Annotated in this window: 13 protein-coding genes and 2 tRNA genes; 14 read left to right on the top strand and 1 reads right to left on the bottom strand. The window is 52.3% G+C overall.

Features of this window, described 5'->3' with window-relative positions; genetic code table 11:
* Nucleotides 1-14: 14 nt before the first annotated feature.
* Both carB and greA read left to right on the top strand, forming a co-directional pair.
* A complete protein-coding gene (gene carB / locus EHSB41UT_RS00155) occupies nt 15-3,251 on the top strand; it encodes a carbamoyl-phosphate synthase large subunit (RefSeq protein WP_087106837.1) in 3,237 nt (1,078 codons plus the stop codon).
* Complete coding sequence (greA, locus tag EHSB41UT_RS00160; RefSeq protein ID WP_087105727.1) at nt 3,233-3,709, top strand: transcription elongation factor GreA; 477 nt, start codon at nt 3,233-3,235, stop codon at nt 3,707-3,709. Before carB ends, greA begins: the two co-directional genes overlap by 19 nt.
* Before the next feature lie 67 nt (nt 3,710-3,776).
* Here greA and EHSB41UT_RS00165 read toward each other — a convergent pair whose 3' ends face one another.
* Nucleotides 3,777-4,079 carry a YhbY family RNA-binding protein gene (locus EHSB41UT_RS00165; RefSeq protein WP_087105729.1) on the bottom strand — a complete coding sequence of 101 codons (303 nt, stop codon included), beginning with the start codon at nt 4,077-4,079 and terminating at the stop codon, nt 3,777-3,779.
* Nucleotides 4,080-4,240: 161 nt separating this feature from the next.
* On the opposite strand from EHSB41UT_RS00165, the gene EHSB41UT_RS00170 reads away from it, so the two are divergent.
* From EHSB41UT_RS00170 to nusA, 12 genes are all read left to right on the top strand, one after another.
* Entirely contained in the window at nt 4,241-4,801 is a 561-nt protein-coding gene (locus tag EHSB41UT_RS00170; protein WP_087105730.1) for a VC2662 family protein, read from the top strand.
* Between the two features lie 117 nt (nt 4,802-4,918).
* Nucleotides 4,919-5,539, top strand: coding sequence for a 23S rRNA (uridine(2552)-2'-O)-methyltransferase RlmE (rlmE, locus tag EHSB41UT_RS00175; protein ID WP_087105731.1), 621 nt, complete (start codon nt 4,919-4,921; stop codon nt 5,537-5,539).
* A gap of 350 nt (nt 5,540-5,889) precedes the next feature.
* Nucleotides 5,890-7,845, top strand: a complete 1,956-nt coding sequence (gene ftsH / locus EHSB41UT_RS00180) for an ATP-dependent zinc metalloprotease FtsH (protein ID WP_087106839.1) — start codon at nt 5,890-5,892, stop codon at nt 7,843-7,845.
* 222 nt (nt 7,846-8,067) lie between these two features.
* Entirely contained in the window at nt 8,068-8,922 is an 855-nt protein-coding gene (locus EHSB41UT_RS00185; protein ID WP_087105732.1) for a glycerophosphodiester phosphodiesterase family protein, read from the top strand.
* A 197-nt stretch (nt 8,923-9,119) separates the two neighbouring features.
* Nucleotides 9,120-9,974 (top strand): dihydropteroate synthase, encoded by an 855-nt coding sequence (gene folP, locus EHSB41UT_RS00190; RefSeq protein WP_165767101.1) that lies wholly within the window; start codon nt 9,120-9,122, stop codon nt 9,972-9,974.
* A gap of 49 nt (nt 9,975-10,023) precedes the next feature.
* Entirely contained in the window at nt 10,024-11,361 is a 1,338-nt protein-coding gene (gene glmM, locus EHSB41UT_RS00195; protein ID WP_087105736.1) for a phosphoglucosamine mutase, read from the top strand.
* Nucleotides 11,362-11,497: 136 nt separating this feature from the next.
* Nucleotides 11,498-12,256, top strand: a complete 759-nt coding sequence (gene tpiA, locus EHSB41UT_RS00200) for a triose-phosphate isomerase (protein WP_087105738.1) — start codon at nt 11,498-11,500, stop codon at nt 12,254-12,256.
* A 3-nt stretch (nt 12,257-12,259) separates the two neighbouring features.
* Nucleotides 12,260-12,682: a preprotein translocase subunit SecG gene (secG, locus tag EHSB41UT_RS00205; protein ID WP_087105740.1), complete on the top strand. Its 423-nt coding sequence runs from the start codon at nt 12,260-12,262 to the stop codon at nt 12,680-12,682.
* A gap of 55 nt (nt 12,683-12,737) precedes the next feature.
* Nucleotides 12,738-12,823, top strand: a tRNA-Leu gene (locus tag EHSB41UT_RS00210).
* 98 nt (nt 12,824-12,921) lie between these two features.
* Nucleotides 12,922-12,998, top strand: a tRNA-Met gene (locus EHSB41UT_RS00215).
* Nucleotides 12,999-13,445: 447 nt separating this feature from the next.
* Complete coding sequence (rimP, locus tag EHSB41UT_RS00225) at nt 13,446-13,904, top strand: ribosome maturation factor RimP (RefSeq protein WP_087105744.1); 459 nt, start codon at nt 13,446-13,448, stop codon at nt 13,902-13,904.
* A gap of 81 nt (nt 13,905-13,985) precedes the next feature.
* Nucleotides 13,986-15,470 (top strand): transcription termination factor NusA, encoded by a 1,485-nt coding sequence (gene nusA / locus EHSB41UT_RS00230; protein ID WP_087105746.1) that lies wholly within the window; start codon nt 13,986-13,988, stop codon nt 15,468-15,470.
* Nucleotides 15,471-15,481 lie beyond the last annotated feature (11 nt).

Consider the following 15,481-nt stretch of genomic DNA (forward strand, 5'->3'; position numbering starts at 1 on the left):
CAGAAGAACATATCATGGCAAAACGGACAGACATCAAAAGCATTCTGATTCTTGGTGCCGGCCCTATCGTCATCGGGCAGGCCTGTGAATTTGACTATTCTGGCGCCCAGGCCTGCAAAGCCCTGAGAGAGGAGGGGTATAGAGTCATTCTGGTGAACTCCAACCCGGCCACCATTATGACTGATCCGGCGATGGCTGATGCCACCTACATCGAGCCGATCCGTTGGGAAACTGTAGAAAAGATTATCGAGAAAGAGCGTCCGGATGCTGTTCTGCCAACCATGGGCGGACAGACGGCTCTGAACTGTGCGCTGGCACTTGAGCAGCATGGTGTTCTGGAAAAGTATGGCGTAGAGATGATTGGCGCCAACGCAGAAACCATCGACAAAGCGGAAGACCGCAGCAAGTTCGATGTGGCCATGAAAAATATTGGCCTGGAATGTCCGCGTGCCGGTATTGCCCGCAGTATGGAAGAGGCCTACGGCGTTCTTAATGAAGTTGGTTTCCCCTGCATTATTCGTCCTTCATTCACTATGGGCGGAACCGGCGGTGGTATCGCCTATAACAAAGAAGAATTTGAAGAGATCTGTAATCGCGGACTCGACCTTTCCCCAACCAATGAATTGCTGATTGATGAATCCCTGATCGGCTGGAAAGAGTACGAGATGGAAGTTGTCCGAGATAAAAACGACAACTGCATTATTGTTTGTGCCATCGAAAACTTTGATCCAATGGGTGTTCACACTGGTGATTCCATCACTGTTGCACCGGCACAGACTCTGACCGACAAGGAATACCAGATCATGCGTAACGCCTCTCTGGCGGTGCTGCGTGAGATTGGTGTGGAAACTGGCGGCTCCAATGTTCAGTTCGGTATTAACCCTGACGATGGTCGTATGGTTGTTATCGAGATGAACCCGCGGGTATCCCGTTCTTCCGCTCTGGCTTCCAAGGCTACTGGTTTTCCGATTGCCAAGGTTGCGGCCAAGCTGGCTGTGGGTTACACGCTGGATGAACTGCAAAACGATATTACCGGTGGTGTGACACCAGCGTCGTTTGAGCCGTCCATCGATTATGTTGTTACCAAAATTCCTCGCTTTGCTTTTGAAAAGTTCCCGCAGGCTGATGCGCGCCTGACTACTCAGATGAAATCTGTTGGTGAGGTCATGGCGATTGGTCGGACTTTCCAGGAGTCCATGCAGAAAGCGTTGCGAGGCCTGGAAGTCGGTGCGACCGGCTTTGATCCAAAGATGGATCTCTCCCATCCGGATGCTGTGGCAAAACTGCAGGAAGAACTGATTACTCCAGGAGCCGAGCGTATCTGGTACCTCGGTGATGCGTTCCGTTCCGGGATGACGCTGGTTGATATCTTCAAGCTCACCAAAATCGATCCATGGTTCCTTGTACAGATTGAAGATCTGCTGCTGGATGAAGCCAAGGTCGCTGAAGGTTCACTGGCCGATATTGATTACGCCTTTATGCGCAGCCTGAAGCGCAAGGGCTTTAGTGATGCGCGTCTTTCCGCCTTGCTGGGTGCCCTAGAAGGTGAGGTGCGCGCCCATCGTCATCAGCTGGGTCTGCGTCCGGTATTCAAACGTGTGGATACCTGTGCCGCTGAGTTTGCTTCCGATACCGCCTACATGTACTCAACCTACGAGGAAGAGTGTGAGGCCAACCCATCCGATAAAAAGAAAATCATGGTTATCGGTGGCGGCCCGAACCGTATCGGTCAGGGTATCGAGTTTGACTACTGCTGTGTACACGCGGCGCTGGCGATGCGTGAAGATGGTTACGAGACCATTATGGTCAACTGTAATCCGGAAACTGTTTCTACCGATTATGACACCTCCGACCGCCTCTACTTCGAGCCAATCACGCTGGAAGATGTACTGGCCATTGTTGATGTTGAACAACCGGATGGTGTGATTGTTCAGTACGGCGGCCAGACTCCGTTGAAGCTGGCACTTGCGCTGGAAGAGGCTGGCGTAAAAATTATCGGTACCAGCCCTGAAGCCATCGATATGGCGGAAGACCGTGAGCGCTTCCAGCAGATGATTGAAAAGCTGGGCCTCAAGCAGCCGGCGAATGCCACGGCCCGCAGCATTGATGAAGCTATCGAGAAGGCCAAGTCCATTGGTTACCCGCTGGTGGTGCGTCCATCTTATGTTCTGGGCGGCCGTGCGATGGAAATTGTGTACGGTGAAGATGAACTGAACCGCTACATGAATGAGGCTGTGCAGGTTTCCAACGAAAGCCCTGTACTGCTGGACTTCTACCTGACCCACGCGGTTGAAGTTGATGTGGATGCTGTCTGCGACGGTAAGGATGTGGTGATCGGCGCGATCATGGAGCATATCGAGCAGGCCGGTATTCACTCCGGTGACTCTGGCTGCTCCCTGCCGCCTTACAGTCTGCCGATGGATGTTCAGGACACTATCCGTGAGCAGTGTAAGGCGATGGCGCTGGAGCTGGGCGTGGTTGGTCTGATGAATGTGCAGATGGCGATTCAGGATGGCGAGATCTACGTAATCGAGGTGAACCCTCGCGCCTCCCGTACAGTGCCATTTGTATCCAAGGCGATCGGTGTCTCTCTGGCCAAGCTGGCTGCACGGGTTATGGCGGGCTCAACGCTGCAGGATCTGGGCTTCACCCAGGAAATTATTCCTGAGCACTTCTATGTGAAAGAAGCGGTGTTCCCGTTCAACAAGTTCCCGGGTGTTGACCCGATTCTTGGCCCTGAAATGAAATCCACCGGTGAGGTTATGGGCGTTGGTGCAACCTTCCCGGAAGCCTATGCCAAGGCGCAGCTGGCCGTGAAGATGGCGCTGCCTGAAGGTGGTAAGGCGATTCTGAGTGTGCGTGAGCGTGATAAGCCGCAGGCACCGAGGCTGGCAGAAATGCTGCGGAAGTGTGGCTTTGAGATCCTGGCGACTCAAGGAACTGCCAAGGTTCTGACTGATGCGGGTATTCCTGTAGAAGTGGTAAGCAAAGTGAAGGAAGGGCGCCCTCATCTGGTCGATATGATTGTAAATGGCGAAATCTCTCTGGTGGTTAATACTACTGAGGGTCGTCAGGCAATAGCTGATTCCTTTACAATCCGTCGATCAGCTCTGATGAACAAAGTGCTCTACACCACAACAATGCCTTGTGCACTGGCCGTCGCCGAAGCGATCAGCTTTGGGCCGGAGCGCGATGTCAGAAGACTACAGGATTTACACGAAGGTATAACTGAATGCAGCGCTACCCAATGACCGTAGAGGGCGAAAAGGCCCTCCGCGAGGAGTTGCACACTCGTAAAAGCAAGGATCGCCCGCGCATTGCCGCTGCGATTGCAGAAGCCCGTGAACTGGGCGACCTCAAAGAAAATGCTGAATATCACGCAGCCCGTGAGCAGCAGAGCTTCAATGAGGGCCGTGTACAGGAGTTGGAAGCCAAGCTGTCCAATTCCCAGATCATTGATGTGACCCAGATCGAAAATACCGGCAAGGTAATTTTTGGTGTGACCGTGACTGTGATTAACACGGAAGATGACGCTGAAGTGTCCTACAAGATCGTAGGGGAAGATGAAGCGTCTATTAAGGAAGGGAAAATCTCTGTCACCTCACCGATAGCCCGTGCTCTGATCGGCAAGGAAGAAGGTGATGTGGTTGTGGTTACCACGCCTGGCGGCAAGATTGAGTATGAGATCGACAGTGTCGAGCATCTCTGATTGTTGACAGTGCATTAAAAAGGCAGCTCTCTGAGCTGCCTTTTTTGTACCTGTGTGTAAACGAAGTTTAACGCAGCAGGTTGGAAAGCTTCGGGTTTGGCTCTTTGGCAGCCTTGAAGATCAGGGCGATCTTGCCAATGGTCTGAATGTTCAGAGCGCCGGTTGCTTCACACAGTTCATCCATCAGCATTTTGCGCGCTTCACGGTCCAGAACGGCAAAGCGAACCTTGATCAGCTCGTGGTCGTTCAGGGCGCGACGGGTCTCTTCAACAACGCCGTCAGTCAGGCCGTTTTCAGACACCATTACAACTGGCTTGAGAGTGTGCCCGATGGCACGATATTCACGTTTTTTCTCGTTGGTCAGCGCCATGGCAGACTCTCCGGTAAATTTTTGCTGGTGGCGCATTCTATAGTGGCAGGCAGGGGATGCAAGCGTCGATTCCCGTGATAGCCCTTTATATTCGGGAAAATGTGGTGGTAGAATCCCGCGCTTTTTTCTGTTTTCCCTCCTTTGTATAGCTTCCCTTCCTTATGAAAAAACTCTTTAAAGCACTGGCCGTTGCTTCTGTGATGGTATCGTCTTCCGTGTTTGCAAATAGCCCTGCCATGTTTTCCACTCTGGATGGGACCAACCTGCCGGAGCAGAGTGCTGTGGGTGGTGTACGCTTCTCTGTGCTCCACGGGCAGGTCAATGAAGTGAAAGGCATTGATATCTCTGCTCTGGGCTTGTCTGAGTCTGATCGCACGACCGGTTTGAATCTGGGTATCTTCTTTGGTGCTTCCAAGGTGAACCAGGAGATGAAAGGTGTCTCTTTCAGCGCGCTGAACTGGAATGAAGGGCAGGCGACCGGCCTGAATCTGGGGTTTGTAAACCTGACCAATAATGTAAAAGGCCTGAATCTCAGTGCGGTGAACTTTTCCGAAGGTCATACAATGGCGGATGTTGGCTTTTTCAGCCTGTCAGCCAAATCCAATTTCCAGCTGGGCTTCGTCAATGTGACTGATCATATTGATGGCGTGCAGATTGGTCTGGTCAACTGTGCGGAAAATGGCTTCTTCAAGTGTTTCCCGTTGGTGAACTTCGCTAAGTAAGACCGAAGCACATTCATCAGTATTTAGGACTTATCAGCAGTACAAGAGGCATTATCCCGATTGGGTATGGCTCGCTGTTTCGCTAGAATGCCCTCAAATTTACGAGGGCTTCTTTTTATGGCGAGATCAAAAAGCAGTAAGGGTTGGCTGAAAGAGCATTTTGATGATCAGTATGTGCAGCAGTCCCAGCAGGACGGCTACCGCTCACGGGCCAGTTATAAGCTGCTGGAACTCGCTGAAAAGGACAAGCTGTTTCGTCCGGGCATGAGTGTGGTTGACCTTGGTGCGGCTCCGGGTGGCTGGACTCAGGTGGTAGCCGAGAAGATTGGCGGAAAGGGTAAGATTGTTGCCTCCGATATTCTGCCGATGGCACCGATTGCCGATGTGGCCTTTGTGCAGGGCGATTTCACCGAAGAGGCGGTGCTGGAAGAGATTCTGGAAGCTATCGGTTCCGATCAGGTTGATATGGTGATCTCGGATATGGCACCAAATATGAGCGGTGTGAAGGCTTCCGATCAGCCGCGCGCCATGTATCTGGTTGAGCTGGCGCTGGATCTGGCCCGTCAGGTGCTGAAGCCGGGTGGTACCTTCCTGGTAAAAATCTTCCATGGTGAAGGGTTTGATGAATACCTGCGGGATATGAAAACCAGCTTTGGCACGGTTGTTACCCGTAAGCCCGGCGCTTCCCGCTCACGTTCCAGTGAAACCTATCTGCTGGGTCGTCAATTCAAAGGCTGACAGGCCGATGGATAAGAGATGAGAATTTTGGGGGTTGAAGTTGTTAATTTTGCCCCCACTTACAGTAAATACGCTTATCATTTTATGGATAAGTAATAGAATTTTGTAATGGCAGGGATAGGTAGATACATCAGTTACAGGCTGTTTCTACACACCATTCTGTAGTAATGTTTGATGGGGGAAATTCGCTGCGCAGGGCTTTAAATCCGGCGGGCCTGCCTCCTAAAAAATAACAGGACGCTCTGGTATTTTATCCCCGGTACAGAGCATGACTTTTTGCTCAGAGCTTTAAGCTCCTGGCTGTTTCCGAAGTACCGAAGGCGCTCGGTGAGGGTACACATTTGAATGATATGGCAAAAAATCTGATTCTCTGGGTGATCATCGCCCTGGTGCTGCTGACGGTGTTTAAAAACTTCGACGGCATGCAAAGTTCTACTCAGAAAGTTAACTATTCCGACTTTGTCTCCAAGGTGGAAAGTGGTCAGGTTAGCAGTGTGCTGATCGATGGCTACACCCTGAATGGTTCCTACACCAACAACGAACGCTTCGTTGTGAATCTTCCTCCGACTATCCGTGACGATAAGCTGATGGACGAAATGCTCCGCAGCGGCGTTCAGGTTCAGGCGAAGGAGATTGAAAAACAGAGTATCTGGTCCCAGTTGCTGGTAGCCAGCTTCCCGATCCTGGTCATCATTGCGGTGTTCATGTTCTTCATGCGCCAGATGCAGGGCGGCGGTGGCGGCAAAGGCGGTCCAATGAGCTTTGGTAAGAGCAAAGCGCGCCTGCTGTCTGAAGACCAGATCAAAACCACCTTTGCTGATGTGGCGGGTGTAGATGAAGCCAAGGAAGATGTTCAGGAGCTCGTAGACTTCCTGAAAGACCCAAGCAAGTTCCAGCGCCTGGGTGGTCGTATTCCTCGTGGCGTACTGATGGTGGGTTCTCCGGGTACTGGTAAGACCCTGCTGGCAAAAGCGATTGCTGGTGAGGCCAAGGTGCCATTCTTCACCATCTCCGGTTCCGACTTCGTAGAAATGTTTGTGGGTGTGGGTGCATCCCGTGTCCGCGATATGTTTGAGCAGGCCAAGAAGCAGGCTCCATGTATCATCTTTATTGACGAGATCGATGCGGTGGGTCGTCACCGCGGTGCCGGTCTGGGCGGTGGTCATGACGAACGTGAACAGACCCTGAACCAGCTGTTGGTTGAGATGGATGGCTTTGAAGCCAACGATGGCATTATTGTTATCGCTGCGACTAACCGTCCTGACGTACTGGACCCTGCACTGCTGCGTCCTGGTCGTTTCGACCGTCAGGTTGTTGTGCCGCTGCCGGATATCCGCGGTCGTGAGCAGATCCTGAAGGTTCACATGCGCAAGGTGCCTTGTGGTGATGATGTGGATCCAAGTGTTGTTGCCCGTGGTACTCCAGGCTTCTCCGGTGCTGATCTGGCCAACCTGGTGAACGAAGCCGCTCTGTTTGCTGCCCGCGCCAACAAGCGCACTGTCGGCAAGCTGGAATTCGATCAGGCTAAAGACAAGATCATGATGGGCGCTGAGCGTAAGTCCATGGTGATGAGCGAGAAAGACAAAGAGATGACCGCTTATCATGAAGCTGGTCACGCGATTGTCGGCCGTCTGATGCCAGAGCATGATCCGGTTTATAAGGTCACGATCATTCCTCGTGGTCGGGCGCTGGGTGTCACCATGTACCTGCCTGAGGAAGACAAGGTCAGCTACAGCCGTCGTTATTTAATTGGCCGTGTGGCGTCCATGTACGGTGGCCGTATCGCGGAAGAGCTGCTCTACGGTGCAGATGGTGTCTCCACTGGTGCATCTAATGATATTCAGCAGGCTACCCAGATGGTTCGCAATATGGTGACCAAGTGGGGCTTGTCCGAGAAGCTTGGTCCTCTGTTGTACGCTGAGGAAGAAGGTGAAGTCTTCCTGGGTAAGAGTCAGGGCTCCCATCATATGAATGTGAGCGGTGAGACTGCCAAGCTGATTGATGAAGAAGTTCGTACCATCATTGACCACTGCTACGACACCGCTTACAGGATTCTTGAAGAGCACCGTGACAAGCTGGAAATGATGAAAGATGCCTTGATGGAATATGAAACCATTGATGCACCTCAGATCGACGACATCATGGAAGGCAAAAAACCTCGTCCACCTAAAGACTGGGATAAGGACAATGGCGCTGGTGGTGTAAAAGCCACTGAAGAAAAGCCTGAATCTGATGCGCCTTCTGCTGATGACTCTTCCGATGAGGAAGGTGATAAGCCGGTTGGTGGTCCAGCAGGGCAGCACTAAATCTAAACCTTAGGGTTAGATGTTAAAAAGGGAGCTTCGGCTCCCTTTTTCATTTTCTCAAAATCACTTAAGTGATTCCTTTCAAGTCTTCCTCTACCCACTGTCTTGTATCGTTGTTCTTTGTCTGCCTTTCTGGTGAGGTAATTGTCATGAATTGATAATTATTTGTTCACAGGGCATGCCTAGCTTATTGGGCTGGTCTTACCAGAAAAAGGAAAAACAATGATAAAGGTAATAAAAGCCAGTCTAGTGAGTGTTGTGCTGTTCTTTGCGCAAGGTGCTTGGGCAGAAACCACTTCGTTTGATTGTCCATGTCCGCATAATTTGGCTCACCGGGGCGCGTCGGGCTTGTTTCCACAGGCAACCGCTGTCGCCTTTGATGAAGCCATTGTTCGTGGTGCGGATGTGCTCGAGATGGATGTGCAGGTAACGGCCGATGGTCAGCTGCTGGTTCATCATGATGACAACTTTAAGGCGACAGCCGGCGTAAATCAGAAGGTTGCGGATATGACGCTGACAGATATTCGTGCACTTGATGCCGGACATGAATTTTCTACCGATGGTGGCAAGACGTATCCGTGGCGCGGGCAGGGACTGCAATTTCTGACTCTTGAGGATGTGGCCCTACGCTATCCAGAATTTCGTCTGAATGTTGAAATGAAGCCCAACAATACTCAGGTTGCCGAGCTGATGGTGGCAGAGATTGAGCGTCTGGAGCTGACTGACCGAATTGTTGTGGCCAGTTTCAATAAGAAGCCCATGAAGAGATTCAGAGAGATTGTGCAGGGCTCTGTGCCTACCAGTGCTTTCTCAACTGAGATTTCAGATGCGGCTGCAGGTTGGTTCTTTGGCTTTGGGCGTTTTGTAAAGCCGAAGTATGAGGCTGCGCAGGTTCCTCTGGCTATCGCTTCAAAACCGTTTGTAAGCTTCCTGCAGAGCAAGAATGTCAAAGTACATATCTGGACCACCAATAGCCGTAAGGATATTGAAAGAGCGCTTGATATGGGGGCGGATGGTGTTATTGGTGACTATCCGGCGCTGACAACCCAAATCCTCTATGAGCGCGGTCTGCGGTAAAAATGTGAATGCCGGGAGTTGTGTTTTGGCTCCCGGTTTCTTCGGTTTGCTGTTGCTTTATGTAGTTCACTCCTCGCTTTTAAGACTTCCTGTAAGGTCAACCTGCGTCTTTATTCGTTTTGCGGGTATACTTGCGTGATTTTGTTGCCCGAGGCTGCCAATGAGTTATGCCTCGGCTGGTGCAAGTGTGGAAACGAATGCAGAGACCGTCTGATTTGCTAAAGCTGTGTGCCGGGCGAGAGCTCGATCTCTCTGTGCCCCAGATTATGGGCATCCTCAATGTTACGCCCGACTCCTTCTCTGATGGTGGCCGTTACAATACGTTGGAGCGGGCTCTGATTCATGCCCGGGAGATGATTGCTGCCGGTGCCAGAATTGTCGATATCGGCGGAGAGTCAACGCGCCCCAATGCGCACAAGGTGACAACTCAGGAAGAGATTGATCGGGTTGTACCGGTCATCGAGGCTTTGCGCCGTGAGTCGGATGTCATCATCTCCATTGATACCAGTTCCCCCGATGTTATGCGTGAGGCGGTTGCTGCCGGCGCGGGGATTATCAATGATGTTCGTGCGCTGTCCCTCCCCGGAGCTCTGGATGCGGCGGTTATGTTGCAGGTGCCGGTTATTCTTATGCATTCACTGGTTGAGCAGCCGGCGCAGGGTGTTGAGCCTGAATATGCAGATGTTGTTTTATCTGTCGGTGAATACCTTCTTGAGCGGGTTGTGGCTTGTGAGTCTGCCGGTGTGCGACGGGAGAATATTATTCTGGACCCTGGCTTTGGTGCCGGTATGTTTGGGAAAACACCACCGCAGAACTTTGAGCTGATCCGGCGTTTTGCGGAGCTGCACGAACTTGGGTTCCCACTTCTTGCCGGTGTATCGCGCAAGTCATTTATTGGTTCGGTATTGAGTAATACAGAAGGGCAAAGACTGTCAGCCAGTCTTGCACTTGCCGTTCTGTTGGCGCAGTCTGGTGCGCAAATTTTAAGGGTGCATGATGTGCAGGAAACTGCCGATGCACTGGCCATGTTAAAAGCAGTCGCTACGGTCTGATCAGGGATTGGAAGAGCGTACTTGAAAATGGAAAGCAGGTAGGAGTTTCATGGGACGTAAATATTTCGGAACAGATGGTGTTCGTGGTCGTGTTGGCCAGTTTCCTATCACCCCTGAGTTTGTGCTCAAGTTGGGTTGGGCGGCTGGTAAAGTGTTTGCCGGCCAGGGCGCAAACCGGGTTCTTATTGGTAAAGATACCCGTCTGTCCGGTTATATGTTTGAGTCCGCTCTCGAGGCTGGTCTTTCTGCGGCAGGTGTTGATGCCTGGCTGCTGGGTCCTATGCCAACGCCGGCGATTGCCTATCTGACCCGTACGTTTAATGCCAATGCCGGCATTGTGATCAGCGCATCCCATAATCCGTTCTACGACAATGGTATTAAGTTCTTCTCAGCCGATGGCACCAAACTGCCAGATGAAGTGGAGCTTGCCATTGAGGAAATGCTCGACAAGGAGATGGATTTTGCTGAGCCGGCGGCACTGGGCCGTGCCCGTCGTATAGAAGATGCGGCTGGTCGTTACATTGAATACTGCAAGGCGACCGTGCGTCCGTTGCTGGATCTGACCGGTATGCACATTGTTGTGGATGCCGCCCATGGCGCCACCTATCACGTAGGCCCTGATGTATTCCGGGAGCTGGGTGCGAAGGTCGATGCGATTGGTGTCTCCCCTGATGGTCTCAATATCAACGAGGGTGTTGGCTCAACCCATATGGGTGCTCTGCGTGAGGCGGTTCTGGAAAAAGGTGCAGGTCTTGGTATCGCCTTTGATGGGGACGGTGACCGTGTGCTGATGGTTGACCATACCGGTCGCGAGATTGATGGGGACGAGCTGCTCTATGTGATTGCCCGCTATCGCCATGAAAATGGCCTGCTGGGTGGTGGTGTTGTGGGTACGTTAATGTCTAACCTGGGTCTTGAGAAAGCATTCGAGGCGGCTGGTATTCCTTTTGCCCGAGCCAAGGTGGGCGACCGCTATGTGAATGAGCTGCTGCTGGAAAAAGGCTGGCAGCTGGGTGGTGAATCTTCCGGTCATTTGATCTGTCGCCATGTTTCTACCACTGGAGATGGTATTGTGGCTGCCCTTCAGGTTTTGCGGGTTTTGGCAGCAACCGGACGCAGTCTTGCGGAATTGTGTGGTGATATGACCAAGTTCCCGCAAACTATGATCAATGTGCGTATGTCTTCACGGGTGAATCCGCAGGAAAACTCTGTGATCTCGGAAGCTGTTCGTACTACTGAGACTGAAATGGCAGGGCGCGGTCGCGTGCTGTTGCGTACCTCCGGTACAGAGCCGGTGATCCGGGTTATGATCGAAGGTGAGGACGCCTCTGAGGTTGAGACTCGCTGCCGGGCTCTGGCGGACGTGGTTGAGGCTGAATTGGGCTGATTGACCGGAAATTAACTGCCTGAACCTGAAAAATACCATGGCGGTTGCGCTACGCAGCCGCTTCTTTGGTTTTGTGCCCATTGTAATAGGCGCAGAGCGTAGCTAACATCTTGTCCCTTCTCTAATGAGGTTCTGTATGCGCAAGCCACTTGTTGCCGGTAACTGGAAAATGAACGGCTCCCGTGAATCAGTGTCTGCACTGGTTGATGGTCTGAAAGCCGGTCTGGCTACTGAAGATGGTCTGGCTGTGGATGTTGCCGTATTTCCTTCTGCCATTTTTGTTGAGCAGGTAGGAAATGTATTGGCTTCAACCAATATCTCCTGGGGTCTGCAAAATATCTGCACTGAAGAAGAAGGTGCTTACACGGGTGAAACGTCTGTGGCGATGGCCAAAGACTTTGCCTGTAAGCTCGTGCTTGTCGGTCACTCTGAGCGTCGCGCCCTCTATGGCGAAACTGACGCAGATGTAGTGGCCAAGGTTCAGCGCGCTGGTCTGGCGGGCCTGATTCCGGTTCTGTGTGTGGGTGAAAGCCTCGAAGAGCGTGAATCTGGCCGTACTATGGACGTTGTTGCCCAGCAGGTGCAGGCGGTACTGAAAGGTGCTTCTCCTGAATCTCTGGCGCAGCTGGTTATTGCCTATGAACCAGTCTGGGCTATCGGTACCGGTCTGACCGCAACACCTGAGCAGGCTCAGGAAGTGCATGCGGCAATCCGTGAACTGCTGGCTGAACACGATGCAGATATGGCGGCTCGCACTCGAATCCTTTATGGTGGCAGTGTGAAGGGTGCCAACGCGGCAGAAATTTTTGCCGGTGCAGATGTTGATGGGGGCCTGGTTGGCGGTGCGTCTCTGGACGTACAGGACTTCCTTACTATATGTGGTGCTGCGGGATAAGGAATGGAAACAGTAATTCTAATCGTACATGTGTTTGTGGCTCTGGGCCTGATTGGTCTGGTGATGCTTCAGCAGGGTAAAGGTGCTGAAACCGGTGCTTCTTTTGGTACTGGTGCATCTCAGACTGTATTTGGCAGTTCAGGTTCAGGTAACTTCCTGTCCCGATCCACAGCGATTCTGGCAACAGTCTTCTTCGTGACCAGCATTGGCCTGGCCATGATTGCTAAAGATAAGGCAGAAGCTCTGACCTCCGGTGGTGTTCTGGGTATCCCTCAGGCAGTGGAAACCACCACTGTTCAGGAGGTGCCTGCGGCATCTACTGATGTGCCGGAAGTCGGTGATTTTTCAGTAGATTCTTCAGAAACTCCTGTGGTAGACTCTGCCGCGTCTTCTGAGGGAGAGCCTGCAGAAAAGCCAGCTGAGTAAGCTGATTTTTGCTGAGTGATCCTCTGCTGTTAAATAAGATAGCGAGAAGATTGTTGCCCAGGTGGTGGAATTGGTAGACACGCCATCTTGAGGGGGTGGTGCGCTATGCGCGTGCGGGTTCAAGTCCCGCCCTGGGCACCAGTTTGAAAGACATCTACGTGTTAGAATGTCGATATTGTTGAAGGTTGTGTCAGGTTGACCTGTACCGGCTTTCAGCAATATAATTCGCAGAGTTTTGGTGCGGGGTGGAGCAGCCTGGTAGCTCGTCGGGCTCATAACCCGAAGGTCGTCGGTTCAAATCCGGCCCCCGCTACCAACTTATTTATAAAGGCCCCTCAAGTAGGGGCCTTTTGCTATGATCCAAAAAAATGTTTTGGATGTGGCGGTTTATCTGGGATGTTTTGGTAGAATTTGTAAGCTGATCTGACTGTGTCGCAGTATTTCGGTAACCAAAGCATTAAGCAGCTGGCTGGAATAGGATTTAAAGTTAACTTCAGCAAGTGATTTCTCAGGTTGGCATAGCATCTTGGCTGCCGACCTGAAGTTATATCCGGACAAAAGCCGACTTTGGCTGTTCGGGTAGATAAATGGAGACCAGGATTCGTTCTGGTTTGCAGGTATCCCGGCTGGCGTTGCCATCTGGTGATGCCAGTCGAGGATGGGCTTTATGCCCATTTTTTATTGCTGCCGTATAGGACTTTCCGAGGAAAGGGCCCTGCATGGGCGTGCGGTGGGTGGATTCGTCAGTGCGAGGGCGTGGTAAGTGGCAGGCAAGCTGGAAGTACTGAGCGAGCTCGTTGACCCTATTGTTAAGTCCCTGGGATGTGAACTCTGGGGTATTGAGTTCGTCTCACAGGGCAGACAAACGCTGCTGAGAGTGTTTATTGATCGAGAAGAAGGCGGTGTTGGCCTGTCTGACTGTGAAGCAGTCAGCCGTCAGCTCAGTGCAGTTCTCGATGTGGAAGATCCGATTCCGGGCGAGTACACCCTTGAGGTGTCTTCACCGGGTATGGATCGACCGATCTTTACGCTGGAGCAGTATGTACGTCTGGCAGGAAGTCGGGTAGAGATGCGTTTGCGCGTTCCTTTTGAAGGGCGCCGCAAGTACCGGGGAGTGATCACTGGGGTGGAAAATGATGAAGTGGTGGTTGTCTGTGATGATCACGAGTTCCTGTTCCCCTTTGACACTATTGAGAAAGCGAATGTGATACCGCAGTTCTGATGCCTGCCCGCAAAAAACCTTGAAAGAAGGGTGCGCGGGTCCGAAAGGGAAGAACCGGTTTAGCGATACGCGAGGCAGAGCATGAGCAAAGAAATTCTGTTGGTGGTTGAATCCGTCTCCAACGAAAAGGGTGTACCGCCAGAAGTGATCTTCGAGGCGATGGAGACTGCCCTGGCGACGGCAACAAAGAAACGCTACGAGTACGAACTCGATATTCGCGTAGCGATTGATCGTGCGACAGGTGAATATGACACCTTCCGTCGCTGGACAGTTGTCGCTGATGAAGACTTCTCCATTCCCGGTGCGCACCTGACCCTGGATGAAGGTAAAGAGCGGGATGAGAATGCGGAAATCGGTTCTGTTTACGAAGATCCGATTGAGTCCATCGCGTTTGGCCGTATTGCGGCACAGACTGCCAAGCAGGTTATCGTGCAGAAGGTGCGCGAAGCCGAACGTCGTCAGATGGTGGATTCCTACCGCGACAAGCTGGGCGAGCTGATTAACGGCACCATCAAGAAGGTGAACCGTGACAATTTGATCGTGGATCTGGGTAACAATGCTGAAGCGGTTCTGCGTAAGGATCAGGTGATCCCGCGTGAAACCTTCCGTATGGGTTCCCACGTTCGCGCACTGCTGCAGACCATCTCTGAAGAGAACCGTGGTCCACAGCTGATGCTGAGCCGTACCAGCCCGGAAATGCTGATTGAGCTGTTCCGTCTGGAAGTGCCAGAGATTGCTGAAGAAGTGATCGAAATCCGTGCCGCGGCCCGTGATCCAGGCTCCCGTGCCAAGATCGCCGTGAAGACCAACGATGGTCGTATCGACCCGGTTGGTGCCTGCGTAGGTATGCGTGGTTCCCGTGTACAGGCGGTTTCCAACGAACTCGGTAACGAGCGTGTGGATATCGTGCTGTGGGACGACAACCCTGTGCAGCTGGTGATCAACGCCATGCAACCTGCGGAAGTGGCCTCCATCATCGTTGATGAAGATAGTCACACCATGGATCTGGCAGTAGCAGAAGACAACCTGGCTCAGGCTATCGGTCGTGGTGGTCAGAACGTGCGTCTGGCGTCCGAGCTGACTGGCTGGAATCTGAACGTGATGACCGAGTCTGCGGCTGAAGAGAAGCAGGCCAAGGAATCCGACAAGCAGGCGCAGGTGTTCGTTGATCATCTGGATGTGGACATCGATCTGGCCCGCACTCTGGTAGACGAAGGCTTCACCAGTCTGGAAGAGATTGCTTACGTTCCTGTTGAAGAAATGATGGGAATCGATGGCTTTGATGACGAAGTGGTCGAAGAGCTGCGCCAACGCGCCAAAGATCGTCTGTTAACTCAGGCGATTGCCCGTGAAGAGGGTACTCAGCCCGCCGAAGATCTTCTGGGACTGGAAGGTCTTGAAGAAAGCCTGGCGTACGCGCTGGCTGCCAAGGGTGTTATCACCCTGGAAGATCTCGCCGAACAGGCGACGGATGAGCTGGAAGGTATTGAAGGCCTTGACTCTGAACAAGCTGCAGAGCTGATTATGAAGGCAAGGAATATCTGCTGGTTCGGGGAACAGAACTGAGCTGGCCACTA

This window comes from Parendozoicomonas haliclonae (assembly GCF_900174585.1).
GTDB lineage: Bacteria > Pseudomonadota > Gammaproteobacteria > Pseudomonadales > Endozoicomonadaceae > Sansalvadorimonas > Sansalvadorimonas haliclonae.

What these genes read in the sequence shown, in the direction of transcription:
- folP (WP_165767101.1), top strand. Translation starts at nt 9,120, where the DNA reads ATGCAGAGACCGTCTGATTTGCTAAAGCTGTGTGCCGGGCGAGAGCTC.
- tpiA (WP_087105738.1), top strand. Translation starts at nt 11,498, where the DNA reads ATGCGCAAGCCACTTGTTGCCGGTAACTGGAAAATGAACGGCTCCCGT.
- carB (WP_087106837.1), top strand. Translation starts at nt 15, where the DNA reads ATGGCAAAACGGACAGACATCAAAAGCATTCTGATTCTTGGTGCCGGC.
- ftsH (WP_087106839.1), top strand. Translation starts at nt 5,890, where the DNA reads ATGGCAAAAAATCTGATTCTCTGGGTGATCATCGCCCTGGTGCTGCTG.
- nusA (WP_087105746.1), top strand. Translation starts at nt 13,986, where the DNA reads ATGAGCAAAGAAATTCTGTTGGTGGTTGAATCCGTCTCCAACGAAAAG.
- EHSB41UT_RS00185 (WP_087105732.1), top strand. Translation starts at nt 8,068, where the DNA reads ATGATAAAGGTAATAAAAGCCAGTCTAGTGAGTGTTGTGCTGTTCTTT.
- secG (WP_087105740.1), top strand. Translation starts at nt 12,260, where the DNA reads ATGGAAACAGTAATTCTAATCGTACATGTGTTTGTGGCTCTGGGCCTG.
- greA (WP_087105727.1), top strand. Translation starts at nt 3,233, where the DNA reads ATGCAGCGCTACCCAATGACCGTAGAGGGCGAAAAGGCCCTCCGCGAG.
- glmM (WP_087105736.1), top strand. Translation starts at nt 10,024, where the DNA reads ATGGGACGTAAATATTTCGGAACAGATGGTGTTCGTGGTCGTGTTGGC.
- EHSB41UT_RS00165 (WP_087105729.1), bottom strand. Translation starts at nt 4,079, where the DNA reads ATGGCGCTGACCAACGAGAAAAAACGTGAATATCGTGCCATCGGGCAC.
- EHSB41UT_RS00170 (WP_087105730.1), top strand. Translation starts at nt 4,241, where the DNA reads ATGAAAAAACTCTTTAAAGCACTGGCCGTTGCTTCTGTGATGGTATCG.
- rlmE (WP_087105731.1), top strand. Translation starts at nt 4,919, where the DNA reads ATGGCGAGATCAAAAAGCAGTAAGGGTTGGCTGAAAGAGCATTTTGAT.